The following is a 26,049-nucleotide window of genomic DNA, read 5'->3' as shown; positions in this document are numbered from 1 at the left end:
CCACCCATGGCAGGTGTAGCCAGCAGTAGCCGGCAGCGCAGCAGGATCGCCCCGTATCTGATGATCCTGCCCGCGCTGGCGTATCTCGCAATCTTCTTCGTGTGGCCGCTGATCTCGCTGGCGCGCACATCGTTGTCGTCAACGGGCGGGTCGGTGTTCCTGCCGACCCTGACCTTCTCGTGGGATTTCGCCAATTACGGTGAGGCGTTCTCCCGGTACTCCGATCAGATCCTGCGCTCCTTCGGCTACGCACTGACCGCGACGATCGTGTGTCTGCTGCTGGCGTATCCGCTCGCCTACGTGATCGCGTTCAAGGCCGGCCGGTTCAAGAACCTGATCCTCGGACTGGTGATCCTGCCGTTCTTCGTGACGTTCCTGATCCGCACCATCGCGTGGAAAACCATTCTCGCCGATGACGGTTGGGTGGTCAGCATCCTCGGTGCGATCGGCCTGCTGCCCAGCGACGGCCGCCTGCTGTCCACCAGTTGGGCGGTGATCGGCGGGCTGATCTACAACTGGATCATCTTCATGATCCTGCCGCTGTACGTCAGCCTCGAGAAGATCGACCCGCGGCTCATCGAAGCGTCGAAAGACCTGTACTCGTCGAACACTCGCAGCTTCACCAAGGTGATCCTGCCGCTGTCGTTACCGGGTGTGCTGGCGGGCAGCCTGCTGGTGTTCATCCCGGCCGCCGGTGACTTCATCAACGCCGAGTACCTCGGCAGTACCCAGACCACGATGATCGGCAACGTCATCCAACAGCAGTTCCTCGTGGTCAAGGACTATCCGGCGGCCGCCGCGCTGAGTCTGGTCCTGATGGGCACGATCCTGGCCGGGGTGTTGCTCTACACGCGGGCGCTGGGCACGGAGGATCTGGTATGACCACCCAAGCCGGCGCCGCGGTGGCCGTCGCGGCCGAGCAGCCCCCGCGGCCCAAAACCGTTCGAGGAACGCCGAAGTGGGGTGACTGGAGCCTGCGGATCGTCGCCGGCCTGGTGCTGCTGTACCTGTTCGTCCCGATCTTCGTGATCGTGCTGTTCTCGTTCAACGACCCCAAGGGCAAGTTCAACTACAGCTGGCAGGGCTTCACGCTCGACAACTGGCTCGACCCGTTCAAGTACCCGGCGCTGACGAACGCGATGAAGTTGAGCCTCAACGTCGCCGGGGTGTCGACGCTCATCGCGCTGGTGCTCGGCACGCTCGTCGCCATCGCGCTGGTGCGGCAACGCTGGCGCGGACAGCGTGCCGTCGACACGTTCCTGGTGCTCCCGCTCACCGCGCCCGAGGTGGTGATGGGCGCATCGCTGCTGGTGTTGTTCCTCGACCTGGGCTGGGCGACCGGTTACGTCACGATCGTGCTGGCCCACATCGCCTTCGAGGTCAGCTTCATCGCGATGACGGTGCGTGCCCGGGTGCGTGGCTTCGACTGGACACTCGAGGATGCGTCGATGGACCTGGGCGCGAGCCCGACCCGCACCTTCTTCAAGGTGACGTTGCCGTTGATCGTCCCCGGCATCGTCGCCGCGGCGATGCTGTCGTTCGCGCTGTCGCTCGACGACTTCATCATCACGTACTTCGTCAGCGGGTCGACGGTGACGTATCCGCTCTACGTCAACGCGGCCGTCAAGGCGGCGGTGCCACCTCAGATCAACGTGATCGCGACGGCCATCCTCGTGGTCAGCTTGATCCTGCTGGCGGCGGGCACGCTCTACCGCCGCAAGCGCATCGACACCTGACCGCCGTTTCGCGCCCCGGAGCGGGGTCAGGCGACTTCGACCGGCACGGGCGTCCCCCGCCCGCCGCCGCGAGCCGCGCCGATCCCCGCCGCGACGACGAACACGATGCCGACCACCGCCGCCACACCCGGCACCTGGTCCAGCGCGACGAAGCCGATGGTCAACGCGAACGCCGGTTCCAGGCTCATCAGCGTCCCGAACGCCGCGGCGCTGAGGCGGCGCAGCGCGAGGAACTCGAGGGCGAACGGGAACATCGGGAGCATGACGGCCAGGCCGAGCCCGATGAGCAGTAGCTGCGGTGTCATCCGGTCGAACACCATCGGTCCGACGACGATCGTGCCGACGAGTCCGGCCACGGGCATCGAGACCGCCAGCCCGTTGATCCCGGCGACCTGATCGCCCACCCGCTGGGTCAGCAGGATGTAGCCGGCCCAGCACACCGCGGCCGCCAGCGCGTAGAGAACGCCCACTGTGTCGACCGTTCCGGTCCACGGCTGCGTCATCAGCAGCACGCCGACCGCGGCCAGACCGGGCCAGATCACCCGCGCCACACCTGTTCCCCGCACCACCGCCACCCCGAGTGGTCCGAGGAACTCCAGCGCGCTGGCGGTGCCCATCGGGATCCGGTCGAGCGCCGCCATGAACAGCAGCGTGATCGCGGCGGTGACCACCCCGAGCGCCACGCACGCCAGCAGGCTCCGGCGGGTGAACCCCGCCCGCCGCGGGCGCAGGAAGACCAGGAACAGCAGGCCCGCCCAGGCCAGGCGCAGCCAGGCGGCGCCTTCGGCTCCGATCTGGTCGATCAGTCCCACCGCCACCGCGACGCCCAACTGCACCGACAACATCGCGGTCACTGCCATGGCCGCACCGGTGCGGGCGTCGGTGCTGGTCATCACCGCATTGATATACGGCACATCGAGCGTCGGCGTCCAACCGGTTTCGCCGGCCCGGCAGTAACGCGGGCGCGCCGGCGCACGATTCACGGTCGATCGGTTCGGGTTCCGGCGTTTGTCTCGAACTGACGAAATTTCGGCGATTCGACCCCGTCGGGGCGTCCGATGGGAAGACCATGGGGATTGACGCGCGGGTAAACGGGTACCCGCGGGTTTGTCGGGGATGGCAGCGAGGGGGACTCGTGGACATCGGTAGGGCGGCCGTCGTGGTCGCCGCCACCGCACTCTCGGTCACGGGGTGCGGATACCGTCTGGGCGCATATCCCGCCGAGCCCGCCCCGGCATCCGAACCGGTCGAGACCCGCGCCATCGCGGCGACCGCCGCAACGCCGGAGGTGCCGGAGATCCGGCAGAACGCCTCCGTCGCCGCGGCCAACCACGGCGTTCCCCCGAACGCCGACGGCGACCCCGCCTGCCCGTCCTCGCTGGCCTGGGGCAGGCAACCGGAGGGCGGCGGCGTTTTGGTCACGGTGACGACCGACTATGCGACGGCGGTCACCGTGCTCGTGCGTACCAACTCGGGTGTCGACATCGCCGACCGGGGGATCCTCGACCGGGGAGACCTGCGCCTGTTCGAATTCCCGACGATCGACGCCGCCGCGGTGACCGAGGTGCTGATCATGACGAACACCCAGCGCTGTTTCGCCGTCGCCGATCCGGTGACTTTCAACTGAGGCCGCCGAACGGGCCTCGCGGCCTCAGTCGGTACCGGATTCGTAGCCGCAGATGGCCTCGACCTTGTCCGCCGATTTGCTGGCCGGATCGAATTCGTAGTTCAGCCATTCCCGGGCCAGCCGGCGCGCCAACTCCAGCCCGATGACGCGCTGTCCGAAGCACAGCACCTGAGCGTCGTTGGACAGCACCGACCGTTCGACGGAGAAGCTGTCGTGCGCGGTGACCGCCCGGATGCCGGGCACCTTGTTGGCGCTGATCGCCACGCCCAGACCCGTACCGCAGACCAGCAGGGCGCGGTCGGCCTTGCCCTCGGCCACCATCCGGGCCGCCGCCACCGCGATGTGCGGGTAGGCCGTGTCCTCGTCGGTGCCCACGCCGATATCGGTCACCTCGACGACCCGATCGTCGGACTTCAGGTCGCCCTTGAGGGCCTCTTTGTACTCGTATCCGGCGTCGTCGGAGCCGACGACGATGCGCAGTTTGTCAGTCATTGCGGGTTGTCCCCTTTCACAGTGAGGCTTTCGGCGACCGTGCGTGCGCACATCGCCAGCGAGGTCGCCCCGGCGTCGGGGGTGCCGACGCTGCGTTCGGCCAGCGGGCGGGCGCGGCCGACCCGGGGGCGCAGGTCGGCGGTGGCACGTGCGGCGTTCTCCGCGGTCTCCGCGGCCGCCGCCCACGCCTGCTGCCAACGCTCCCCGTCGGCCACCCGCCGCTCGAGTTCCTCGACGAACGGCAGCAGCGCGTCGAGCATCGTCTTGTCGCCGGGCGCGGCGCCGCCCAGCTGAACCAGCGCGTCGTAGCCGTCCCGCATTCCCGCGGCGACGGTCGCCGAGTCAGGCCGTCCGGTGTCACCGAGGCGGGTGCCCAGCGCGCTGAGCATCGCTCCCCAGAGCACGCCGGATGTGCCGCCCGCCTTGGCCGCCCACTCCTTGCCGGCCGCGGTGAGCACAGAACCCTGCCCGGCGCCCTGCTCCACCGCGCCGGCGGCCGCCGCACGCGCCGCGGACGAGCCCTTGACCATGCCGCGGCCGTGGTCGCCGTCACCGGCGATCGCGTCGATGCGGCCGAGTTCGTCCTCGGCGCCGGCGAGCATGGTGGCCAGCGCCTCGAAGATCCTGGCGACCGTCCGGCCGCCGTCGCGCCCGGCCTCGTCGGAGCGCTCACCGACCGACGGTGCGGCGGCCGTCGCGCTGACGTCGGCGTCGCTGCGCCGCTCACCGGTCGAATCCGCAACGGATGCAGCACCTTTGCGGTATGCCGGGGTGTCCGCTGGGGCCCGCCAGTACCGTTCGAGTTCGTCGTCGAGCCACATGACCGTCAGTGAGCAGCCGGCCATGTCGAGGCTCGTCACGAGCTCGCCGACCTCGGGTTCGACGATCTCGTAACCGCGTTCGCGCAGCAGCCGCGCCACCCCACCCCACACGACGAACAGCTCTTCGTACTTGGTGCGGCCCAATCCGTTCAGGATGACCGCGATTCGCTTCGACCCGGCGTCGGCGGGAGAGTCGCCGAGCACACCGTCGACCAGCGTTCCGGCCAGACCGGCGGCGGTGGGCATGGGCTCCTCGGCGACACCCGGCTCCCCGTGGATGCCCAGGCCTACGCCCATCTGTCCCTCTGGCACCGTGAACAGGGGGTGATCCGCGCCGGGCAGCGTGCACCCGTCGAACGCGACGCCCAGTGTGCGGGTCGCCGCGTTGGACGCCTCGGCGACCCGGATCACGCCAGCGAGGTCGAGACCCTCCTCGGCGGCGGCGGATGCGCACTTGAAGACGGTGAAATCGCCCGCGATACCGCGTCGTTTGGCCTCTTCGCCCTTGGGCGCGCTGGCGATGTCGTCGGTGACCGCGAAGTAGTGGGCGTCGATACCCTCACCACGCAACTGGTCGACCGCCAGGGTGAAGTTCATGACGTCGCCGGCGTAGTTGCCCGTGACCAGCAGGACGCCGGCGTCACCGTGGGCGGCGCGCGCGACCGATGCGGCCTCCTCGGTGGACGGGGAGGTGAAGATGTTGCCCACCACTGCGCCGTCGGCGAAGCCCGCCCCGACGGTTCCGCAGAACGCCGGGTAGTGCCCGGATCCGCCGCCGATGACGACGGCCACCTTGCCGGCGCGGGTGGTGTGCGCGCGCACCACACCGCCGGGGACTCCCGCCACGTAGCGTGCATTGGCGTCGAGGAACCCGACGAGCATGTCCTCGGTGAAGCGGGCCGGATCGTTGAACAGCTTCGTCACCGCAGGCGCTCCCCCGTGTCGGTGTCGAACAGGTACACCCGTTCCGGCGGCGCCGTGACGACCACCTTCTGTTCGGGTTCGTAGGTTTCGGCAGCCGGTGTCTGCACGACGACGCCCTCCTCCAGACCGTGGACGGTGCTGGTGGACAGGCCGAACTCCAGGAGGTGTTCGAAATAGGCGACGGTGGTGGCGACACCGCGTGCGGAGTCACCGGTGATCACGCAGTCCTGCGGCCGCAGGCCCACCGTGACCGCGGTGCCGTCGGCGACGTCGGTGGCCGCGGTGTCCAGACTCCCCGCGTCGTCGCCGATCTGCACGGACACCCGGCCGTCCCGGACACGGGCGACCCCGGGTAGGACGTTGATCTGCGGTTCGCCCACGAACTGCGCGACGAACAGGTTCGCCGGATCGTCGAACACCTCGTCGGGTGTGCCGAACTGCTGTACGACGCCGGCGTCCATCACCGCGAGACGGTCCGCCAGCGACAGCGCCTCCACCTGATCGTGGGTCACCACGATCGTCGTATAACCGAATTCGCGTTGCAGCACCTTGAGTTCGCGGCGCACCCGCTGCCGGGCCGACGCGTCGAGGTGGCTGAGCGGTTCGTCGAGCAGCAGCACCGGTGGGTTGCGCACGAGCGCGCGAGCCAGCGCCACCCGCTGCTTCTGACCGCTCGACAGCCCGGCCGGGCGCAGGCCCATCAGATCGTCCATCTCGAGGCGCCGGCTGATCGAATCGACCATCTGCTCGGCGCCTTTGACCTTGCGCGCCTTCAATCCGTACAACAGGTTCTCGCGCACCGACATCGGCGGGTACAGGGCGTAGCTCTCGAACCCGACACCGATTCCCCGCTTGGCGGCGGGCAACTGGGAGATCTCCCGGTCGCCGATCTTGATGGACCCGCTGGTGACGGTCTCCAGTCCGGCGATCATCCGCAGCGTGGTCGTCTTCCCGCAGCCGGACGGCCCGAGCAGCGCGACCAGTTCGCCCGGTTCGATGGCCAGGTCGATGCCCTTGACCGCGGTGACACTCTCCCGGCCGCGCGATGCGTAAGTCTTCACCAGATCGCTCAGGGTGAGGCTCTGCGCGGTGGCGGTCCGCGGCTTCTCGGCGGTCAGACTCACTGTGCTGCCTCCAGTGTCGAGTGGTGATCGGCAGGTCCAAGACGCGAGGTGTCGCCGTCGCCGACGGCGAAGACGTGGACATCGGAGTCGGCGACCTTCATCGTCACGTCGTCGCCCTCCCCCACACCGTGGCGGCCCGAGGTCAGCACGATGAGCTGGGTGCCGCCGCAGTCGACGGTCAGCTCGATGTTGCGGCCGAGGCGCTCGGCGAGCAGCACCCGTCCCCGCAGCGTTCCGTCCCCGCTGGTGACGTGGATGTCGCTGGGGCGCAACCCCACCCGCACGCGGTCACCGCGGTCGACGAGCGCGTCGGCCGGGATGGCCACGTCCAGCGAGCCGTCCCCGAGCCGGATCCGGCCGTCGTCGACCACCCCGTCGAGCAGGTTGATCTCGGGCTGGCCGAGCGCTTTCGCGACGAAGGTGTCCGCCGGCCGGCGCCAGATGTCCTCCGGTGTGCCGATCTGGACCAGCCGGCCCTCGCGCATCACCGCGATCCGGTCGCCGAGCGCGAGCGCCTCCTGGTAGTCGTGCGTCACGTAGAGCGTCGTGGTGTTCGACATCGCGCCGAGCTGTTTGAGCTCGGCGCGCATCGCGGCGCGCAGCTTCGCGTCGAGGTGGCTGAGCGGTTCGTCGAGCAGGTAGATGTCGGCGGGGCGCACCAGCACCCGACCGAGCGCGACCCGCTGTCGCTGACCGTTCGACAGTTCGCGCGGATACCGCTTCAGCAGGTGGTTGATCCCCAGCGTGGTCGTCACCTGATCGATGCGCTCGGTACGCTCGGCCTCCGAATAACGGCCCGTACGACCCGATCTCAGCGGGGAGGCCAGGTTCTCGCTCACCGTCTTCTGCGGGTACAGCGCGTAACTCTCGAAGGCCATCGCGACGTTGCGGTGGTACGGCTCGACGCGGGTGACGTCGCGGCCCCCGATGTGCACCGACCCGCTGTCGATGTCGACGAGACCGGCGATCGATTTCAGCGTGGTGGTCTTCCCGGCGCCGCTGGGCCCGAGGATCACGAAGAACTCGCCGTTGGCGATGTCGACGGTCACCCCGTCGACGGCTCGCGTCTTGCCGAAGGACTTGTGCAGATCGTTGACAGATACCGTGGCCATCAGGCTTTCACCGCCCCAAATGACAGGCCCCGTACCAGATAACGCTGAATGGTCAGCGCCAGGATCAGGGGCGGGAGGGCCGCGATGATCGCCGCCGCGGCTGTGAGGTTGTAGTACGCCTGACCGCCGCCACCGAGGAACTTCGTGATGGCGACCGTGACGGTGCCGGCGTTGCTGTCGGCCAGGATGAGCGGGAACACGTAGTTGTTCCAGGCGAAGATGAACGCCAGCAGGGCCGCCGCGGCGATACCGGGCCGCACGATCGGCAACGCCACCATGAGGAACGCCCGCTTACGGGTGTAGCCGTCGAGCAGTGCGGCCTGCTCCAGATCCTCCGGCAGATCCTGGAAGTAGGACCGCAGGATCCACACCACCAGCGGCATCGTCACCAGCTGCAGCACCCAGATCATGCCGACCTTGGTGTCGAACAGACCGATCTGGTTGTAGATCACGAACAGCGGCACGATCACCATGAGTTCCGGAGCGAATCGGAACGACAGCATCTGGAACATCAGGTCGTTGCTGCCCTTGTACTGCCAGCGGCCCGCGGCATAGGCGGCCGGGATGCCGATCACCAGCGACACGATCACCGCCCCGCCGCAGTTGATCAGGCTGGTCAGCAGCGACGCCTTGAAGTCCACGCTGGTCATCTGGGTGCCTTTGTCGGAGAGCACCGTCGCGAAGTTCGACCAGGTGGGGCTGAACGAGAAGTACGTGGTGGTCTGCTGTTCGGCGTTCTTGAGCGCCAGCATGAGCATCCAGAAGATCGGGAACAGCGAGAAGAGGAACCAGAACACCAGTCCGACGTCGGCCGCGACGGAACCGATCGAGAACCGCTTCTGACCGGGCATCAACTCGCTTCTGCGAAAGAGTGCCATGGTTACGACTCCGCTCCGGCAGCACGGCGCTGCGCTTTGCCGAGCACGCTGACGAGGTAGCGCGCGGTGATGAACACGATGATCCAGAGCAGCAGCATGTAGGTGCTGCCGCGGGAGTAGTCGAGGTTGATGATCGAGTCCTCGAACGCGCCGATCTGCAGGGTGCGCGTGGCGACACCCGGTCCGCCCGCGGTGAGCACGTAGATGTGGTCGAACACCTTGAGGTTGTCCATGAACCGGAAGATGACCGCGACCAGGATGTAGGGCCACAGCATCGGCAGCATCAGCTTGCGGAACATGTAGAACCAGTTGGCGCCGTCGACCTCCGAGGCCTCGAAGGGTTCCTTGGGCAGCGACCGGATACCGGCCAGCACGAGGATCGCCACGAACGGCGTGAAGATCCACAGGTCGACCAGGATCACCGACCACAACGCATTACCCGACGACAACCAGTCGAACGTATTGCCAAGACCCAGAACGTGGTTGAGGATTCCGAACTGCGGGTTGAACATCAGCTTCCAGATCACGCCCGCGATCACCGGGGCGATCATGAGCGGAAGGATCAACACCTTCTCGAAGATCTTGCCGATGATGCTCGACCTGTTGAGCAACAGCGCCAACCCGACACCGAGGACGGTCTCGATCGTGGTCGCCACGACGGCGAAGATGCCGGTGACCTTGACGCTCTCCCAGAAGATCTGGTCGCCGAGGACGGATGCGAAGTTCTCGAACCAGATGAAGTGCGGATTCGGGTTGACCGCCGCGTAGTTGAGGAACGCGTAATAAGCGCCCACGAAGAACGGATACAGGATGCCGATGACGATGACGAGCGCCGGGATCGACAAGAGATAGGGCCGAAGCCTGCGCCGCCAGGTCGGCACCTCGGGCAGCGCGCGGCCCGAATCCTGCGCCTGCTGTTCGGGCGAAGCCTCCGGCGCCTTGGGAGTCTGAGTGGTCATGGGTGGCCCTGCTCTTTCATTGGACACGGCTCCTAGAGGTTGACCTTGGACGTGTTGGTCTTGGCCAGACTGCGCAACCGGGACGCGGCGTCGTCACCGCCGTAGATGTCCTGCAGCGCGACGGCCCAGTCCTTGGTGGTGTCGAAGAACTTCTTCTGCGGGGTGAACTGGATCTTCGAGGTGGGGATCACGGTCTCGAAGGTCTCGAGGTATCCGTACTGGTCGGCGGCGATCCGCTTGAACGTCGTGTCGAAGACCGACTGCCGCACGGGATCTGCGTAGATGCCACCCTCGACGGCTTTGTTCATCGACTCCTTGCCGGTGGCCCACTGGATGAACAGCCATGCGGGAAGCTTGTTGCGGGAGTTGGCGTTCATCGCCCACGTCCAGGTCCACAGGTTGGTCTTGTAGTTGCCGTCCGGACCGGCCGGGCCCGGGTACCAGCCGAGATTCCCCGCCTGCGCGCTGGCGCCCGGCTTGTTCTTCGGATACGTGGCACTGTCGGCGTCGTAGACCATCATCGCCTTGCCGTCACCGAGATCTCCGGTGGCGTTGGGGTAGTCGTACGTGGTCCACGAGGTGGGGCCCGCCTCGTGCTGCATCTGGATCCACTTCTCGGTGAACGCCACGGCCTTGTCGCTGTCCATCTCGGCGACCAGATCACGACCGTCGAACGTGTAGTCCACGGCGCCTTCGCGGACGTACTGGGTCATGAACCCCGGGTGGATCGTGGCCCACGACTTCGACCCGCGGGTGGCGATGCCGTACCGGTTCTGCGAGCGGTCGGTGAGGTCGACGGCGAGCTGGACGAAGTCGTCGAAGTTGTCGGGCAGCTTCCTGATGCCCCGCCGGTCGAAATACGCCTTGTTGTAGGCGACGACGTTGTTCTCGAAGCCCCATGGGATGGCCCACTGACCACCGGTGCCCAACGGGTTCCCGAGCTCGAAGTCCCACCGGGTCGAGGTGCGCAGACCCTCGAAGATGTCCTCGAAGTCGTACTCGGCGTTGGTCGCCGAAGCGTTCTGCAGCCAGGGGTTGAGGTCTTCGATCCAGCCGGGCGGCCCGTACTGCCAGATGAAGTAGGCGCCCAGCATGAATGCGTCGTGTTTGCCCGTACCGCCGGCGAGTTCGGTGTTCAGCTTGGTGAAGTAGTCCGCCTCGGGCACCAGGTCGACGTTGACGGTGATCCCGGTGAGCTCGGTGAACTCCTTGAGAAGTGGCTGGTACGACTGCTGATACGGGTGCGGGGTCTGCAGGATGTTGATGGTCGACCCGGACGCCTTGCGCCAGTCGAATCCGCCGCTCACCTCCGACGCCCCGTTCGGCGCACTGGCCTTGCCTCCGACGCCGCAGGCCGACAGCACCGGCAGACTCGCGGCGGCCGCGCCGGCGATTCCCATCGCGGCCAGCATGTTCCGGCGCGACAGCTGACGGTGCTGCGCGACCCGATCTCGACTCATGTGGTGTTTTCCTTCGGCTCTCAGGCGGGGATCAGCGAGACCTTGACCGACTCTTTACCGCTCGCGACCAGGTCGAGACCCTTCTGGAAGTCGTTGAGCGGCAACTGATGTGTGCAGATCTCGTCCATGGGCAGGACACCGGACTCGATCATCTTGATGGCGGCCGGCCAGCAGTACGGCCCGAGATGCGCGCCGAGCACGTCGAGTTCCTTATCGTCGCTGATGATGCTCCAGTCGACGGTGACGTCGCTGCCGAACACCCCGTACTCGACGTAGCGGCCGAGCTTGCGCAGCAGGTTGAGCCCCTGGGGAACCGCCGCCGTGTGACCGGTGCCCTCGAGGTAGACGTCGGCGCCGTAGCCGTCGGTGAGCTCCTTGACGATCGCCACCGGATCCTGTTCGGCGATGTTGATCGTGATGTCGGCGCCGCACTTCTTGGCCAGTTCGAGTTTCTCGGGCGCCAGGTCGAGCGCGATGACGTGCATCGGGTTCTTGGCCCTGGCGCCGGCGATCATGCCCAGGCCGATCGGCCCGCAACCCGCCACGACGACGGTGTCCTCGAACATGATCTGGGCGCGTTCGACCGCGTGCAGGGAGCACGACAGCGGTTCGGCGAAGGCGGCGTGGTGGGGCTTGATGTCTTTGGAGACCTTGTGCACCAGCGCTTCCGCCGGGTAGACCATGTAGCTCGCCATCGCCCCAGGGGTGCGGCGCTTGAAGCCGTACAGGTCGTGCGGCTGGCACATGTGGTACTGGCCGCGCTTGCAGAAGCGGCACTCCCAGCACGGCACGATCTGCTCGGAGACCACCCGGTCGCCGACGGCGATCCCCCACCGCTGGGCCGCATCGTCGTCGAGTTCGACCACCGTGCCGACGAATTCGTGGCCGGGGATCACCATGGTCTCGGCCCATGCGGGGCGGTTCTCGTCTCCCCAGAACTTCGCCGCGCCGTGGTAGCACTTGAGGTCGCTGGCGCAGATGCCGACTGCTTCGACCTTGATCAGGGCCTCCCCGGGTCCGCGCTGCGGGACGGCGATCTCCTCGAGCCGGTAGTCGCGCGGTCCGTGGCAGACCACGGCCTGCATCTTCTCCGGGATCTGATCGGGCATCAGCGGTTCCTCTCGTGTGGCTGCGCTCACACTAACCAATGCTGTGCACATCTGTCCAGAACATCTGTTCAGGGAAAATCTGTTCAGCTTCAGGTGTTCAATGTCATACTTCTTGGCGTGCCCCGGTCCGCACAGCCCGCGTCTCCGACCGGCGTCGACAGTCCCGCCCCGGACGCCGACGCCGGCCATTTCCCCGCTTCGCTGCTCTATGCCGCGGCGAAGCTGTACTACACCGAGGACGCCACCCAGGCCGAAGTGGCGACGCAACTCGGCACCAGCAGGGCGACGGTGAGCCGCCTGCTCGCCGAGGCCAAGCGGCGCGGCATCGTGCGCATCGAGGTGGTCCCGCCCGCGGAGGTCGCATCCGGTGACCTCGCCGACCGGGTGGCCCGCGCGCTGTCCCTGACGACGGTCTTCCTCAGCCACCCACTGCCCCAACCGGGGCCCGGCCGCGGCATCGTCGACGTGATGGGCGCGGCGCTGGCGCCTGCGGTGGGACGGGCGCTGGCCGGGGCGGGGCTGCTACCCGGAGATGTGTTGCTGGTGTCGAGCGGGCGGACGGTGTACGAGGTGTCCCAGTACGACCTCGTGCCGTTGCCGGGGGTGCTGGTGGCGCCCACGGTCGGCGGCAACGACCAGCCCGAGGAGTGGTACCAGACCAACGAGATCACCAGGCGGGTCGCCAACCGGGTCAACGGCAGGCCGAACTACCTGTTCGCCCCCGCGCTGCCCGGACCGGACCTGTATCCGTCGCTGCTCAAGGATCCGAGCATCCAACGCGTCCTGCACCTGTGGCCGCACGCCCGCTGCGCGCTGATGGGCGTCGGTGCGCCGCCGTTGATGCGTTCGGACATCCCGCAGTTCGTCCCGACTCGGTCGAATTCACTGCGCGCCGCCGTGGGCGACGTGTGCTCACGCTTCTACGACCGCGACGGTGAGGAAGTCGAGTTCGAGGGCAGCGACCGCCTGATCGCCGTCGAACTCGACGCACTGCGCCACGTCCCCGTGACCATCGCGGTGGCGGTGGGCGGCGACAAGGTGTCCTCCATCATCGCCGGCGCCCGCGGCGGCTACTTCAACCAACTGGTGACCGACCCGTCCACCGCCGCGGCCGTCCTCGAGGCGGTCGACGGCGCGAACGCCTGACGGGCGAACGGGCGGTCAGCCCGTCCTGACCGGCAGCTTCGCCCAACCCCGCACACTCGACGTACGCGCCCTGGTCGCGTTGCCGTAGTCGACCTCCCAGTCCGTCCACCGTTTGAGGACTTCCTCGAAGGCCACCCGCGCCTCGAGCCTGGCCAGGGCCGACCCCAGACAGAAATGCAGCCCCTGCCCGAAACTCAGGTGTCCGCCCTGTCGGTGGATGTCGTAGCGGTCGGGATCGGCGAACCGTGTCTCGTCCCGATTGGCCGACCCGTTGAGCAACAGCATGTACGAGCCCTCGGTGACCGTCTGCCCGTACAGTTCGACGTCGCGTGCGACATAACGCGCCTGCACCGGCGACGGCGGCTCGTAACGGAGCGTCTCCTCCACCGCCGAGGGGATGAGCGACGGGTCCCTGACGAGTTCCCGCCGCTGCTCGGGGTGTTCGCCGAGCAGCTGACCCATGAACCCGATGAGCCGTGCCGTCGTCTCGTTGCCCGCGCCGGCGATCATCGCGGTGTACGCGAGGACCTCGGTGCGGTCGAGCAGTCGGCGTGTCCCGCCGGGTTCCTCGATCTCCGCGTTGAGCAGCTCTGTCATCAGGTCGTCGGAGGGATGGGTCGCCCGCCATTCGATGTACTCCGCGAAGACGCCGAGCGACTCCTCGAAGATCGTCTGGCTGACCTCGCCGGCGCCATCGCCCTGCGAGCCGACGGTGATGCTCTTGTCGTTGAGGTCGCGGATCTGCTGTTGCCCCTCCTCGGGGATCCCCAGCAGGTACCCGATCGTGCGCATCGGCATGATCGCGCCGAGATCGACGACGAAGTCGAAGCCGTCGGCGGCCTGCAGCGGATCCAGTGCGCGCGAACAAAATCCGCGAACAAGGTCCTCGACGGCCAGCATCCGGCGGGGAGTAAAGACCCTGGAGAGCAGCCGCCGGTGCAGATCGTGCAGGGGCGGGTCCTCCCAGAGGAGGATCCCCGGCGGCACCTCGATGCCGCTGAACAAGATGTCCGCCGTGGTCCCCCGGCCCGACCGGTAGGTCTCCCAGTCCGGCAGCGCACGGACGACATCGTCGAAGCGACTGAGCGCGTAGAAGCCGTACTTGCTGTTGAAGTACAGCGGCGCCTCGGCGCGCATCCGCTTCCAGATCGGGTACGGGTCGTCGTCGATCGCGAAATCGAAGGGGTCGTAGTACAACTCGACCGCGGGATCAATGGTCATGGGAGTCCTCATCGAGGTTGGTTGGGCACGCCGGGGAACAACTGTTCGGTCGGTCCCGATGTCACGTCGCCGCGGAGCTTGGTCACGAGGTGTGGGGCGAAGACGGCGCCGTACACGGCGTGGCCGACGACGACCACGGCGAGGATCGACATGGCCGCGGACTGCACCCGGGTCTTGGAGACCCGGTCGGCCCATGACTCGATGATGTTGCGCCCCTGGGCGTCGGTGCGTCCGAGAAGGTAGGTGAACACCATCATCTGGATGCCCATCGCGATGGCGTCGTAGACGGGGTACTGGAACTTGCTCCCCTCGAAGATCGCGAGTCCGGGTATGACGTATCCGTAGTAGAAGACTCCCATTCGGGGACCGAAGAACCCGTTGAAGAACAGGGCCCAGCAGAACCCGACGAGCAGGCCGACGGCCAGGAGCGTCTGTGGCCTGCGCCAGCCGAACCGCGCGATCAGCCGCCGGCCGAGCGCTGCGCCGATCACCGCAGGCAGCACGAAGTAGGCGATGTATCCGACAGGCACCGCGGACGGCAGGCCGCCGCCCCAGGTCATGTTCAGCGGCCACCACGAGGGCATCCGCGGGAGCGCGGGCGGGAACTGTGCGTACACCGCCCAGTCGTACGGCGCCTCGATCCACGAGAACGAGATCGCCGAGATCGACACCAGCAGCAGCGGATGGAGGCGGCCGCGCCGCAGGCTCAGCACCACACCGACGCCCAGAAACACGAGTCCACCGACGTAGGCGAAGGCCAGGCCGGCGATCAGGGCCGGTGTGAGTTCGGTGCTCATCGTTCACGCCCGTCGCGGTCCCGCGCTTCCGGGTCGACGTAGACGATCGCCCCGACGATGAGCACCATGAGCCCGAACAGCGTGCCGAGCATGATGACCGCACCCACGGCAGCCCCTTTCTCCGACGATGTGTAATAGTGGACACTATTACAAGGGAGAAGGTCAAGGGCCGACTAGGGTGAACAACGGTGTCCGAACGAACGTCGTCAGACAAGCAGACCGCGGTCCCGGTCCAGGCCGGCCGCCGGCCCCGCGGCGAGGCCCGTCGCCTGCTTCTCGATGCCGCCCGTGATCTGTTCGCGCGCAAGGACTATCGCAGTACCACCACCCGCGAGATCGCCGAGGCTGCCGGCGTCAGCGAGTACCTGCTATTTCGCCATTTCGGCTCGAAGGCGGGACTGTTCCGGGAAGCCCTCGTGGTGCCGTTCACGAGCTTCCTCGACGACTTCGCGCAGACCTGGCAGGCCGTCGTTCCCGAGGAGACCGACGAGGTCGACTTGGCGCGGCAGTTCGTCGGCCATCTTTACGACACGCTCGTCGAGAACCGGGGCCTGTTGCTGACGCTCGTCGCGTCGGACGGGCTCGGCGACGAGGACATCGAGGCCGCGGGCATCGCCGACATCCGGCGCGCACTGAGCATGCTCGGCCGCATCAGCGCCGAGGGTGTGCGCTTGCGCGGCCTTCGGTCCAACCAGCCGGACCTGCCCGCCCATTCGACGGTGGCGATGGTCGTCGGGATGGTCGCGCTGCGTTCGACGTTCTTCGGCAGCAGTCCCCCGTCACGCGAGGCCATCGTCGAGGAACTCGTCCAGGCGATCCTGCACGGGTTCCTGCACCGGCCCTAACCGCCCGGTCCGTTGGGCCACTTCAGCAGCGAGCCGGCGTCGACGCGGATGTGCTGTCCGGTGATGTAGCGGCTGTCGTCGCTGGCGAGGAACACCCCGAGGTTGGCCATGTCCTCCGGCTCGATGTACGGGATCGGCATGGCCTGGAAGATCGTGAACACCGGTTCGGCGTCCTCGCGGGTGGGCTTTTTGCCCTCGGCGGTCAGATCGGGCCGGAACACGCCGTACATGCCCTCGTTCTGCAGCAGGTGGGTGTTGCAGTTCGTCGGGTGGATCGCGTTGATGCGAATCATCCTCGGCGCCAGGTGAAGACACATCTCGTCGACGTACTCCATCACGATGCGCTTGCTCCACCCGTAGCCGGCGCCACCGGGACCCATGTCCGGGCTGGTCGTGGTGCCACGGATCATGCCCGCAGTGGAGCCGGTGACGATGATCGAGGCACCGTCGGGTAGGTGCGGGATGGCGACCGCGACGGTGTTCATCACCCCCAGCAGGTCGACGTCGGACGCGTCGACGAAACCCATGGGGTCGGGGTTGCCCATCGCCATCGGGAGGATTCCCGCGTTGGCGACGACGATGTCGATCCTGCCGAGGTCCGCCAGCCCGGCCTCGACGGCGTCGCGCAGTTCGTGGCGTTCCCTGACGTCGGCGATCCGCGCGACGACGCGCCTGCCGATCTCCTTGACGGAACGCTCGGTCTCGGCGAGATCGTCCGGGGTCGCCAACGGGTACGGGTTGGACGGGATGTCACGGCAGATGTCGACCGCGATGATGTCGGCGCCCTCCCTGGCCATCGCGATGGCGTGCGCGCGACCCTGCCCGCGGGCGGCGCCGGTGATGAAAGCGACCTTGCCGTCGAGCTTTCCGGTCATGCATCCTCCGATGTCCATGAGACGCGAGCCGACTCCCGCGCTCGAACGATGCGAAACTATGCCACTCGGGCGAGGGGAGGCAAGGGTTTGTGGGACAAAAGTTTGGTACCGACCCGGCCGGGCACCGCTTCCGTGGTCCCGGTCGTGCCCCCAACGGAACACGTTCTCCCAAACGAATCTTCCAGAATCTGGCCGAAGCCCGATGTTTCAGCAGGCAGGAGGCCCTCCGACCACCCATGATCTGGTAGCATTCCACCAAATATTCGGTCAGAGGGACGAGCGCCCGCGTTGGGAGTCGAGGTCATTGGCGGAGTCGTGGAGCGTCCTACCTTGACGCCGAGACGCAGTACGGCGAAACGCGCCTCCAACCTCGGATCCGAGGCGGGCAACGCGTACGACGACGGCTCGCGCCGCACCGAGATCCTGCAGACCGCGGCATCGCTGATCGCCACGTCCGGTTTGCGCACCTCCCTGCAGGAGATCGCGGACGCCGCAGGCATCCTGCCCGGAAGCCTCTACCACCACTTCGAATCCAAAGAGTCGATCCTGGTCGAACTGCTTCGGCGCTATCACGCCGACCTCGACCGGATCGCCGAACTCGCCCAGCTCAAATTGGACGACCCCATCTCACACTCCGCCTTCGACCGGATCGTCGAGTTGAGCGCCGCGATCGCGCAGTGCGCCGTGACCCACCGCGCCGCCCTGCAGATGTCGTTCTACGAGGGTCGCAGCTCCAATCCGGAACTCGCCGCCCTCGCGCAGCGCAGACCCACGGCGATCCTGCAGGCCATGCTGCAGACGCTGCGTGCAGCCAGGTGGAGCGGCTACCTCAGGTCCGACGTCGACCTACCGGTGCTGGCGGACCGGATGGTCCAGACGATGCTGCAGGCCGGTCTCGACGTCATCCGGCAGAACTCGCCCGCCGAGAAGGTGGCCACCCTCCTGACCCGAATCGTGCTCGAGGGTCTGGCAGTCGAGCCGCCGACGGATCAGAGTCTGGATCGATCGGCTGCGTTCCTGGCCGCCGACGCCGTCGTGCAGTCGTGGAGTGAGGACGGCGAGACCGAGGCGGACGGCAAGGCGGCACACGTGCGCGCGGTCGCCCGTGCGGAGTTCGGACGCAGGGGTTACGAGGTCACCACCATCCGCGACATCGCCTCGGCAGCCGGCATGGGCACCGGCACCGTGTACCGGCTGATCGGTTCCAAGGACGAGCTGCTCGCCTCGATCATGCGGTCCTTCGGCGAGAAGATCGCGATGGGCTGGACCGAAGTGCTGGGCGCCGATGCGACGTCGATCGAGAAGCTGGACGCACTGAGCTGGATCAACACCAATGCGCTGGACCGCTTCGGCGACGAGTTCCGCATCCAGCTGGCATGGATGCGACAGTCCCCTCCGGGTACGCCCAACCCCGGGTGGTTGTTCTCCAAACGCGTGCGGCAGATGAGAAACCTCTTGTCCGAGGGGATACGGTCCGGCGAGATACGGGTCGACAGCCCGCCGAACGATCTCCTGGCGCGCGGCGTCATCGGAATCGGCTGGGTCCCCGAGAACATCCTCCGTGACCTGGGGACACGTCAGGCACTGATCCACGTCCGGGACACGACGCTTCGTGGTGTCGTCGAACGCCATCCCTGACGGGGACCTCGCACCGTCCACCGACGCTAAAACCAAATACTTGTTCTGATGTAGCATGGCGCGCAATCGACTGAAGGACTCGCTCGATGGACGGCGCCACGAACCGATACGACCCTTCTCGCTGGGATCCGGCTGCGACCCGCAAGCTGATCGAGGCCGCCCGCCCTGTCGGCAGGCATTGGTTCCGCTGGGAGGTACGCGGCATGGAGTCCTTCCCGGAAACCGGTGGCGCGCTGACCGTGTCGAACCACTCGGGTGGCATCCTCACGCTCGACACCGTCACGTTCAGCAGCGCGTTCTACGACCGGTTCGGTTACGACCGACCGGTGCTCACGTTGGGGCATGACGCGTTGTTCACCGGCCCCATCGGCGACTGGGTGTCGCGCATCGGACTCGTACCCGCCCACCGGGCGGTCGCCACAGAGGCCATGAAGGCAGGCGCAGTCGTGTTGGTCTTCCCCGGCGGTGTCTACGACGCCTATCGGCCGACCCGGCGCGCGAACGTCATCGACTTCAACGGCCGCACCGGCTACGTCGCCACCGCGTTGGCGGCGGGCGCGCCCATCGTCCCGGTGGTGTCGATCGGTGGTCAGCAGAGTCAACTGTTCCTCACCCGCGGCACCTGGCTCGCGAAACGCCTCGGACTCGAGCGGTTCCGCTCCGACATACTCCCGATCTCCGTGGGGTTTCCGTTCGGGTTCAGCGTCGTCGTTCCGGTCAATCTCCCGCTGCCGACGAAGATCGTCACCCGAGTGCTTCCCCCTATCGACGTCGCCACCCGGTTCGGCGATGACCCGGACATCGCCGAGGTCGACGCCCACGTCCGATCGGTCATGCAGAACGCGCTGGACGAACTCGCCGAGGAACGGCGCCTTCCCGTACTCGGATGATCATTGCTACTCCCCTGCGATGCAACGCATTTCGTCGAATGCCTCCAGGAGAGCGTCGGTGGCCTCGGAGACGTCCTCGACCGTTTCGCTGTAGAGCAAGAGGGCGTCCATTCCGTTCAGACGCTTCATTGCTTTCTCTCAGAAGGAATGAACACGGCACTTTCGGCTCAATCGTCAGGCAGCGCGTTGTACTCCACGTGAAGTGCCGTGAGGCCGCGCATGATGAATGTCGGCTCGTAATCGTACTTTCGGCTCTCGGATGGTCCGTGCATCTCCTCGGAGATGCGGATGTCTGCCATCCGATCCAAGATCCGATTGACGGCTATCCGGGCCTCGGCACGGGCCAGTGGTGACCCTGGGCACGAGTGTGGCCCTCGTCCGAACGCCACGTGTTCGCGCACGTTGCTTCGGTCGTGCTTGAACTCGTGCGGGTCCTCGAACTTTCGCGGATCGCGGTTACTCGCGCCGGGAAGCATCATGAGGATCGTGCCGGCGGGAATCTGATGGTCACCGATCCTCGTCGAGGTCCGCGCCAGCCGGAAATGACTCTTGACGGGGCTTTCCATTCGGAGGCACTCCTCGAGGAAAGCCGGAATCCGGGCGCGGTCACCTCGCAGTGACTCCTGAATATCCGGGCGCTCTCCGAGGGTACGCACCGCGGTGCTGACCAGCTTGGTTGTCGTGTCGGTACCGGCGGCGAACAGGAACGTGGCAAGTTTGACGACCTCGTCGACCTCGGGTACCGACCCGTCGGGATACGTTGCTGCGGCGAGCTCCGTCAGCACATCCGCACGTGGGTGCCGTCGTCGATCGCTGATGTAGGACGTGAACTTCTCGTCAAGCCAGGCGAGCGGATTGTGCGCGACGGTTTCGCCGCTGTTGCCATCGACCTCCCCGAGTGGCTCGGCGCCCATCATTTGCTTGAACTCTTGGTGATCTTCGGCCGGCACACCAAGCAGGTCGGCGATGACCAGCAGCGCAAGGGGTTTGGCGAATTCCTCCATGAATTCGCAGGATCCGCGGTCGACGATCTTGTCGAGTTGCTGATCGACGAGGCGCCACATGAATTCTTCGTTCTCGCTGAGTCGCTTCGGGGTGATGAGCTTGCTCAGGAGCCCCCGTGTCTTCTGGTGCGCCTCGGCATCCATCGTGACGATGTGCTCAGCCATCGGAATGGTGGCGCGGTGCTCTTCGATCTGGGCGCTGATGTCGTCGCCCTCGGGTGTGAAGGGCAGCGGCGGGAACGGGCCCGCCACGGCGACACACGAGGACATCGCGGGGTCCTTGTATGCGGCCAATGCCTCCTGGTGGCCGGTCACCGCCATCACCCCGTACGGAGTGGCCCGCTGCACCGGGCATTTGGCCCGCAGGTAGTCGAAGTAGGGATACGGGTCGGGGATCAGGGACATGTCGGTGAAGTAGTCGACCGTCTCGAAATCGCTCATCACGCCTCCTCGCGGGGTATCGGCACCCCGGCTGTTGTCGAACACACGGTGGAACGCGCCACAGGTCTCCCCTAGGCCGGATCGAACAGCACCGGCAACGAGGTCGGTGACCGGAACACCTGGCCCCGGATGTGCGGATCGCCGCCGTCGGGATCCAGCCGAAGGTTCGGCAGGCGATCCAGCAGGAGGTTCACCGCGGTGCGCATCTCGAGGCGGGCGAGATGCATCCCGAGGCACACGTGGACGCCGTGTCCCCACCCGAGATTCGCTTTCGCCTGCCGGAAGATGTCGAACGTGTCGGGGTCCGGATAGCGCTCCTCCTGACGGTTGGCAGAACCCAGCATCGGCATCACCGTCGCCCCGGCGGGTATCTGCACCCCGCCGAGTTCGGTGTCACGCGTTGCGACACGGGTGATGGTCAGCAGGGGCGGCTCCCACCGCACGCCCTCCTCGATGGCCTGGGCAAGCAGCGACCGGTCTTCACGGATGGCGTCGAGCTGCCCGGGATTCGACAACAACCCGAACAGGAGGCTGCCCAGCGATCGGTACGTCGTCTCCACACCCGCGGGCAGCAACAGCCGCAGGAACGAGTAGATCTCCTCGTCCGCGAGCTTCTCCCCGTCGATCTCCGCTTCGGCGAGCCGGCTGATCAGGTCGTCTTTCGGCTCCGCGCGGCGCGCCTGCAGAATCGGCGCGAAGTAGTCGCACAACGCGGCCGATGCGGCCAATCCGCGTTCGGGGTTCATGATCCAGCTCAGCAGCGAGATCGACCAGCGCTGGAACTGCGGATAGTCCTCCTGCGGCAGTCCCAGCAGTCCCGCGATGATCTGGCTCGGATAGTCGAACGTGAACTCCTTGACCAGATCGGCCTTGCCGTTGGGCGCGAATTCGTCGATCAGCGAATTGCCCACGCGGCCGACGAGTTCGTCCTCCCATTTGGCCAACGCCTTCTGGGAGAACGCCTTCGACACCAGCGAGCGCAGCCTGCCGTGGATCGGCTCGTCCATCCCGAGCATCACGCCTTGGCCGAGTACCGGTCCGAACGCGTCGATCACACCTCGCGACGAGAAGGTCTCGTTGTCGCGCAGCATCTGCTGGACGTCCTCGTGCCGGTAGACGATGAACATCGGCAGCGACTTCTCGTGCGGCAGCATCCCGGAGGTCTCCAGGCGCTGCACCGGTTCTTCCCGCCGCAGTCGCGCCAGCTCGGTGTAGGGATCACGGACGTCTCCGGAGATCGCGTCGTCGAACGCCCCGAAGTCGTCGAGGTCGTCGAAAAGCTGTTCCATCATTGCTCCTTCGAGCTGCCGGCCGGGTAGGCGACCGATTTGACTTCGGTGTACTGGCTCAATCCCACGATCCCGTTCTGCCGACCGACACCGCTGTGCTTGTATCCACCGAACGTAGTGTCCGCGCCGTAACCCGCGGTGCCGTTGAGCCCGATGAAGCCGGCGCGCAACCGGCGGGCGACGGCGAGTGAACGGTCGAGCGAGCCGGACATCACATTGCCCGCCAGGCCGTACACGCTGTCGTTGGCGATCCGGATCGCGTCCTCTTCGTCCTCGTAGGCGATGACGGCGAGCACGGGGCCGAAGATCTCCTCTCGGGCGATCGTCATCGTGTTGTCGACGTCGGTGAAAAGTGTCGGGCTCACCCAGAATCCCTTGTCGAACTCCACCGGTGGCTCGGTGCTTCCCACGACCATGGTGGCGCCCTCGTCGACGCCCTTGCGGATGTAACCGAGGATGCGCGACTGCTGTTCGGCGGAGATGACCGGACCACAGATCGTGCTCGGATCCTGCGGGTCGCCGGCCTTGATGTTCTCGTAGAGGGCCTTCAAGATCGACACGCCCTCGTCGTATCGAGACCGCGGCAGAAGCATCCGGGTGGGCGCCGCGCATCCTTGGCCGGCATGCATGAGCGGACCGATACCGATGAGGCAGGCGGTGTTGAAGTCGGCGTCCTCGAGAACTATGGTCGCCGACTTGCCGCCGAGTTCGAGGAACAGCCGCTTCATGGTTGCGGCGCCCTTCTCCATGATCCTCTTGCCCACCGTCGTCGACCCGGTGAACGAGATCATGTCGACCTTCGGTGAGAGCGTCAGTTCCTCGCCGACGAAGTGATCGGATGCCGTGACCACGTTGACGACACCGGCTGGGAAATCGGTCTTCTCGGCGATCAGCCGTCCCAGCCGCGTGGCATTGAACGGGGTGTTCGGCGCCGGCTTGAGGATCACGGTGTTGCCCGCCGCCAGAGCCTGTCCGAGTTTGTTGATCGTCACCTCGAACGGGAAGTTCCACGGCACGATGGCGCCGACCACCCCGACCGGTTCGTGCCACACCACGCGTCGGGTGTCGACGCCGGTGACGGAGACGACCTTGTCTCCGAGGTCGGTCTCCCAGGGGAATTCGTCGATCAGCCTCGCGGGATACTTCAGCCCGTCCTCCAGCGGCGCATCCAACTGGGGTCCGTGGGTCACCGCGCGCGGCGCGCCGACTTCGAGGATGAGCTCTTCGCGCAGCTCCTCCACCTCGCTTTCGATGGCCGCCTGCAACTGCAACAGGCATCGCTTGCGCAGTTCACCGTTGGTCGACCAGTCGGTCTCGTCGAACGCCCGGCGCGCGGCGTCGATCGCCCGGTGCATATCGGCCGTCGAGGCGTCGGCGACCTCGCCGAGCACCTCCTCGTTCGCCGGGTTCACGTTGGTGAAGGTGCCCGCCTCGCCGTCGACGAGTTTGCCGTCTATCAACATCCGCGACTCGAACGCCGGTGCGTCACCCATGCTTCTCACCTCCGTCCTGCCCGCCCTGTCCGGCCGGCGACAGCCGCGTCGCCAGGGACGCCAACCGCAGGAGAATCGGCTGCGGCAGCACCTTTGCGGCGAACACCATCGCGTTCTGGGCGGTCGTCAGCGGGTAGGCACCGTCCCGCATGGCGCCCTGCCGCGGAATCCCCATCGCCAGCCTCGACACGTGGTGCATCGCGCCGGCGGGAAGAACCCGGTTGGACATCAGCAGCATCGACGCGTCGGGTCCGACAGCTCGTCTGCGGAAAGATGCCTTATCCTCCAGTGCCTTCAGCAGACCGTCGGTGAATCGTTCCGGCGGCCGTGCCAACCGCATCGCGAACCGCCCGCGGGTGTTCATGGTGGCGTGGATACGGGCATAGGGTCCGCCGAAGTTCCGGTCGTCGATGGTGCCGGCGTCGGTGATGATGTCGGTGTCGTAGGTGCCGGTGACCAGAACGGTCACTCCGAGACCGAACGGCGCGATCTCACCTGCCATCGACTCACCCCACCGTTCCAGCGCCCCCTTCGCTGCGGAGTACGGTGCGATGGCTGGTTGGCCCCGCACTCCGCCCGCACTCGACACCAGCACGATCCGTCCGCGGCCCGCCGCGCGCATCGACGGGAGCAACGCCTTCGTCAGCTCGACCGGACCCAGCACGTGGGTCGCGAACATCCTCTGCCACAGGTCGATATCGGCCTCCTCCACGACACCTGCAGCGGAGATTCCGGCGTTGTGCACCAGGGCGTACGGCGCACCGACCATCTCTTCTATCGTCTTGGCTGCAGCAGCGACCGAGGCCGAGTCCATGAGATCGAGCTGGACGCAGAGCAGACGGTCGTCGTCCTCGGCTGCTCCGGCGGCTTCGCGTAGTCGCCCGGCGGCCTCACCGGGTGTGCGCATCGCGGCGACCACACGCCACCCCTCGTGATAGAGGCGTACGGCCGAGGCGAATCCGAGCCCACGCGATGCGCCCGTGATGACGACCGTCCGCTTCCCGCACGAGCGCTCATCGCCGCTACGAGGTTCAGCCATTCTGGTTCTCGGCTGCACAGGCGCCCTCGCCCGGTGGCGGGGGTTCGACGTCCGGACGTCCCTCCGGCTGGCCGCTCATCCACGTCGACCAGATGCCGACCGAGAACGGCCCCTCCGCCCCGGCCTTCTCGTAATAACCCTGTGGGTCATAGACTTTGGCCTCCGGATAGGGCCACGGGCACGCCACCGACGTGGCGGCCCCGCTGGCCTTGATCACCGCGAACCACGCACCGTAGGCGAAGTACGACACGTTGATGATCACGAACATCACCAGGAAGGTGCCCAGCGCCGGCTTGGATCGGAAGAGTTTCGCCCTGGCGGAGAGCTTCTCGGCCACGGACTTACCGGTGTCGTCGCGGTAACAGAGGATGGCCGCCGGGACCATCACGAAGCAGACGGCGAACGACTCCCAGATGAGCGGGAACTGGAACGTCGTTCCGGCGAACACCGATCCGAACGGGATGACCTGCGAGTAGATGTACATGCCGGTGCGCACGAGGAAGATCTCCAGGCATGCGTCGAAGATGAAACCGATGACCAGGGCCAGCAGTCCGAGGCTCACCAGCGGGTGACGGGAGACGAACGCCTGGGGCCCCCTCTTGGCCTGCAGTTTGCGCAGGATCCACACCGACGGGAAGTACGGGGCGAAGTAGAACATCACGTAGCCGAAGACCAGGAACGGTTCCACCGTCGGGGACAGCGACACCAGCGGCCACGACTCCGGCCAGTGCAGCAGTTCGGGGTTGTAGACCGCGAACGGCGCCCAGTTCATGATCGGGTCCTGCCACACGATCAGCGTCGTACACAGGAACATCAGCATCACCGGACTGCCCGGGTTGCGCTTCCATCCGACGATGAAGACGACGATGAGTACGATCAGCGCCAGGACGGTGCCGACTTCGTGCAGGTAGATCCAGTCTTCCCAGCCGAAGATGAACTCGACGGGCCGCGGCCGCCCTTCGACCTCGGGATTGGCGATGCGGGGATCGAGATTCCGTCGCGAGGAGAGGGCGAAGAAGCTGAGGAACGCCACCAGCGCGAGGAAGGCGATCCACCCGCCCCAGTTCCGCTTGCTCCGGGGTTTCGCGCGGGTCGGCTCGTCCACGACCAACGGGTCCTTGGTGGCCAT

General features: G+C 66.6%; 24 protein-coding genes. 7 read left to right on the top strand and 17 right to left on the bottom strand.

All coding sequences use genetic code 11. The annotated features are described in order from the left end of the window. Positions 1-6 precede the first annotated feature (6 nt). Both AU195_RS02475 and AU195_RS02470 read left to right on the top strand, forming a co-directional pair. A complete protein-coding gene (locus tag AU195_RS02475; protein WP_059157473.1) occupies positions 7-882 on the top strand; it encodes an ABC transporter permease in 876 nt (291 codons plus the stop codon). Next, complete coding sequence (locus AU195_RS02470; protein WP_059157472.1) at positions 879-1,736, top strand: ABC transporter permease; 858 nt, start codon at positions 879-881, stop codon at positions 1,734-1,736. Before AU195_RS02475 ends, AU195_RS02470 begins: the two co-directional genes overlap by 4 nt. A 26-nt stretch (positions 1,737-1,762) precedes the next feature. On the opposite strand, the gene AU195_RS02465 is transcribed toward AU195_RS02470, so the two are convergent. Next, positions 1,763-2,629 carry an EamA family transporter gene (locus AU195_RS02465; protein ID WP_059157514.1) on the bottom strand — a complete coding sequence of 289 codons (867 nt, stop codon included), beginning with the start codon at positions 2,627-2,629 and terminating at the stop codon, positions 1,763-1,765. A 242-nt stretch (positions 2,630-2,871) separates the two neighbouring features. On the opposite strand from AU195_RS02465, the gene AU195_RS02460 reads away from it, so the two are divergent. Further along, complete coding sequence (locus AU195_RS02460; protein WP_059157471.1) at positions 2,872-3,363, top strand: hypothetical protein; 492 nt, start codon at positions 2,872-2,874, stop codon at positions 3,361-3,363. 24 nt (positions 3,364-3,387) lie between these two features. On the opposite strand, the gene AU195_RS02455 is transcribed toward AU195_RS02460, so the two are convergent. The 8 genes from AU195_RS02455 to eltD are packed head-to-tail and all read right to left on the bottom strand — an operon-like array spanning position 3,388 to position 12,242. Then, positions 3,388-3,855 (bottom strand): ribose-5-phosphate isomerase, encoded by a 468-nt coding sequence (locus AU195_RS02455; RefSeq protein WP_059157470.1) that lies wholly within the window; start codon positions 3,853-3,855, stop codon positions 3,388-3,390. Then, positions 3,852-5,600 carry a D-erythrulose 4-kinase gene (gene derK / locus AU195_RS02450; RefSeq protein WP_059157469.1) on the bottom strand — a complete coding sequence of 583 codons (1,749 nt, stop codon included), beginning with the start codon at positions 5,598-5,600 and terminating at the stop codon, positions 3,852-3,854. Before derK ends, AU195_RS02455 begins: the two co-directional genes overlap by 4 nt. Continuing rightward, on the bottom strand, positions 5,597-6,724 hold the full coding sequence (locus AU195_RS02445; RefSeq protein ID WP_059157468.1) for an ABC transporter ATP-binding protein: 1,128 nt from the start codon (positions 6,722-6,724) through the stop codon (positions 5,597-5,599). The genes derK and AU195_RS02445 overlap by 4 nt, the downstream gene beginning before the upstream one ends. Beyond that, positions 6,721-7,836, bottom strand: coding sequence for an ABC transporter ATP-binding protein (locus AU195_RS02440; protein WP_059157467.1), 1,116 nt, complete (start codon positions 7,834-7,836; stop codon positions 6,721-6,723). Before AU195_RS02440 ends, AU195_RS02445 begins: the two co-directional genes overlap by 4 nt. Next, the gene (locus tag AU195_RS02435) at positions 7,836-8,714 is read right to left on the bottom strand and encodes a carbohydrate ABC transporter permease (protein ID WP_059157466.1); all 879 of its coding nucleotides are present in this window, start codon (positions 8,712-8,714) and stop codon (positions 7,836-7,838) included. Before AU195_RS02435 ends, AU195_RS02440 begins: the two co-directional genes overlap by 1 nt. A 2-nt stretch (positions 8,715-8,716) precedes the next feature. Then, the gene (locus AU195_RS02430; RefSeq protein ID WP_059157465.1) at positions 8,717-9,673 is read right to left on the bottom strand and encodes a carbohydrate ABC transporter permease; all 957 of its coding nucleotides are present in this window, start codon (positions 9,671-9,673) and stop codon (positions 8,717-8,719) included. A 32-nt stretch (positions 9,674-9,705) separates the two neighbouring features. Then, entirely contained in the window at positions 9,706-11,133 is a 1,428-nt protein-coding gene (locus tag AU195_RS02425) for an ABC transporter substrate-binding protein (protein ID WP_059157464.1), read from the bottom strand. 20 nt (positions 11,134-11,153) lie between these two features. Continuing rightward, the gene (gene eltD / locus AU195_RS02420; protein WP_059157463.1) at positions 11,154-12,242 is read right to left on the bottom strand and encodes an erythritol/L-threitol dehyrogenase; all 1,089 of its coding nucleotides are present in this window, start codon (positions 12,240-12,242) and stop codon (positions 11,154-11,156) included. Positions 12,243-12,359: 117 nt separating this feature from the next. On the opposite strand from eltD, the gene AU195_RS02415 reads away from it, so the two are divergent. Continuing rightward, positions 12,360-13,388: a sugar-binding transcriptional regulator gene (locus tag AU195_RS02415; RefSeq protein ID WP_059157462.1), complete on the top strand. Its 1,029-nt coding sequence runs from the start codon at positions 12,360-12,362 to the stop codon at positions 13,386-13,388. 15 nt (positions 13,389-13,403) lie between these two features. Here AU195_RS02415 and AU195_RS02410 read toward each other — a convergent pair whose 3' ends face one another. Together AU195_RS02410 and AU195_RS02405 are read right to left on the bottom strand one after the other, a co-directional pair. Continuing rightward, positions 13,404-14,609, bottom strand: coding sequence for a cytochrome P450 (locus AU195_RS02410; protein WP_059157461.1), 1,206 nt, complete (start codon positions 14,607-14,609; stop codon positions 13,404-13,406). An 8-nt stretch (positions 14,610-14,617) separates the two neighbouring features. Continuing rightward, positions 14,618-15,406: a spirocyclase AveC family protein gene (locus AU195_RS02405; protein ID WP_059157460.1), complete on the bottom strand. Its 789-nt coding sequence runs from the start codon at positions 15,404-15,406 to the stop codon at positions 14,618-14,620. Positions 15,407-15,594: 188 nt separating this feature from the next. Between AU195_RS02405 and AU195_RS02400 the strand changes: the two genes are divergently transcribed. Further along, entirely contained in the window at positions 15,595-16,251 is a 657-nt protein-coding gene (locus AU195_RS02400) for a TetR/AcrR family transcriptional regulator (RefSeq protein WP_059157459.1), read from the top strand. Here AU195_RS02400 and AU195_RS02395 read toward each other — a convergent pair. Next, positions 16,248-17,126 (bottom strand): mycofactocin-coupled SDR family oxidoreductase, encoded by an 879-nt coding sequence (locus tag AU195_RS02395; protein ID WP_059157513.1) that lies wholly within the window; start codon positions 17,124-17,126, stop codon positions 16,248-16,250. The two genes, AU195_RS02400 and AU195_RS02395, sit on opposite strands and share 4 nt — an antisense overlap. A gap of 330 nt (positions 17,127-17,456) precedes the next feature. On the opposite strand from AU195_RS02395, the gene AU195_RS02390 reads away from it, so the two are divergent. Both AU195_RS02390 and AU195_RS02385 read left to right on the top strand, forming a co-directional pair. Further along, a complete protein-coding gene (locus tag AU195_RS02390) occupies positions 17,457-18,764 on the top strand; it encodes a TetR/AcrR family transcriptional regulator (protein WP_059157458.1) in 1,308 nt (435 codons plus the stop codon). Positions 18,765-18,850: 86 nt separating this feature from the next. Continuing rightward, positions 18,851-19,654, top strand: a complete 804-nt coding sequence (locus tag AU195_RS02385; protein WP_059157457.1) for a lysophospholipid acyltransferase family protein — start codon at positions 18,851-18,853, stop codon at positions 19,652-19,654. 167 nt (positions 19,655-19,821) lie between these two features. On the opposite strand, the gene AU195_RS02380 is transcribed toward AU195_RS02385, so the two are convergent. From AU195_RS02380 to AU195_RS02360, 5 genes are all read right to left on the bottom strand, one after another. Next, complete coding sequence (locus AU195_RS02380) at positions 19,822-21,099, bottom strand: cytochrome P450 (protein WP_059157512.1); 1,278 nt, start codon at positions 21,097-21,099, stop codon at positions 19,822-19,824. A gap of 71 nt (positions 21,100-21,170) precedes the next feature. Beyond that, positions 21,171-22,388, bottom strand: coding sequence for a cytochrome P450 (locus AU195_RS02375; protein ID WP_059157456.1), 1,218 nt, complete (start codon positions 22,386-22,388; stop codon positions 21,171-21,173). Then, positions 22,388-23,881 carry an aldehyde dehydrogenase family protein gene (locus AU195_RS02370; RefSeq protein WP_059157455.1) on the bottom strand — a complete coding sequence of 498 codons (1,494 nt, stop codon included), beginning with the start codon at positions 23,879-23,881 and terminating at the stop codon, positions 22,388-22,390. Before AU195_RS02370 ends, AU195_RS02375 begins: the two co-directional genes overlap by 1 nt. Then, entirely contained in the window at positions 23,874-24,920 is a 1,047-nt protein-coding gene (locus tag AU195_RS02365; protein WP_059157454.1) for an SDR family oxidoreductase, read from the bottom strand. Before AU195_RS02365 ends, AU195_RS02370 begins: the two co-directional genes overlap by 8 nt. Further along, positions 24,913-26,049, bottom strand: coding sequence for a spirocyclase AveC family protein (locus tag AU195_RS02360; protein ID WP_059157453.1), 1,137 nt, complete (start codon positions 26,047-26,049; stop codon positions 24,913-24,915). The genes AU195_RS02365 and AU195_RS02360 overlap by 8 nt, the downstream gene beginning before the upstream one ends.

The organism is Mycobacterium sp. IS-1496 (genome assembly GCF_001499995.1).
In the GTDB taxonomy this organism is placed as follows: domain Bacteria; phylum Actinomycetota; class Actinomycetes; order Mycobacteriales; family Mycobacteriaceae; genus Mycobacterium.
The sequence above is the reverse complement of the archived record's forward strand: the minus strand, read 5'-3'. Positions and strand labels throughout refer to the sequence as shown.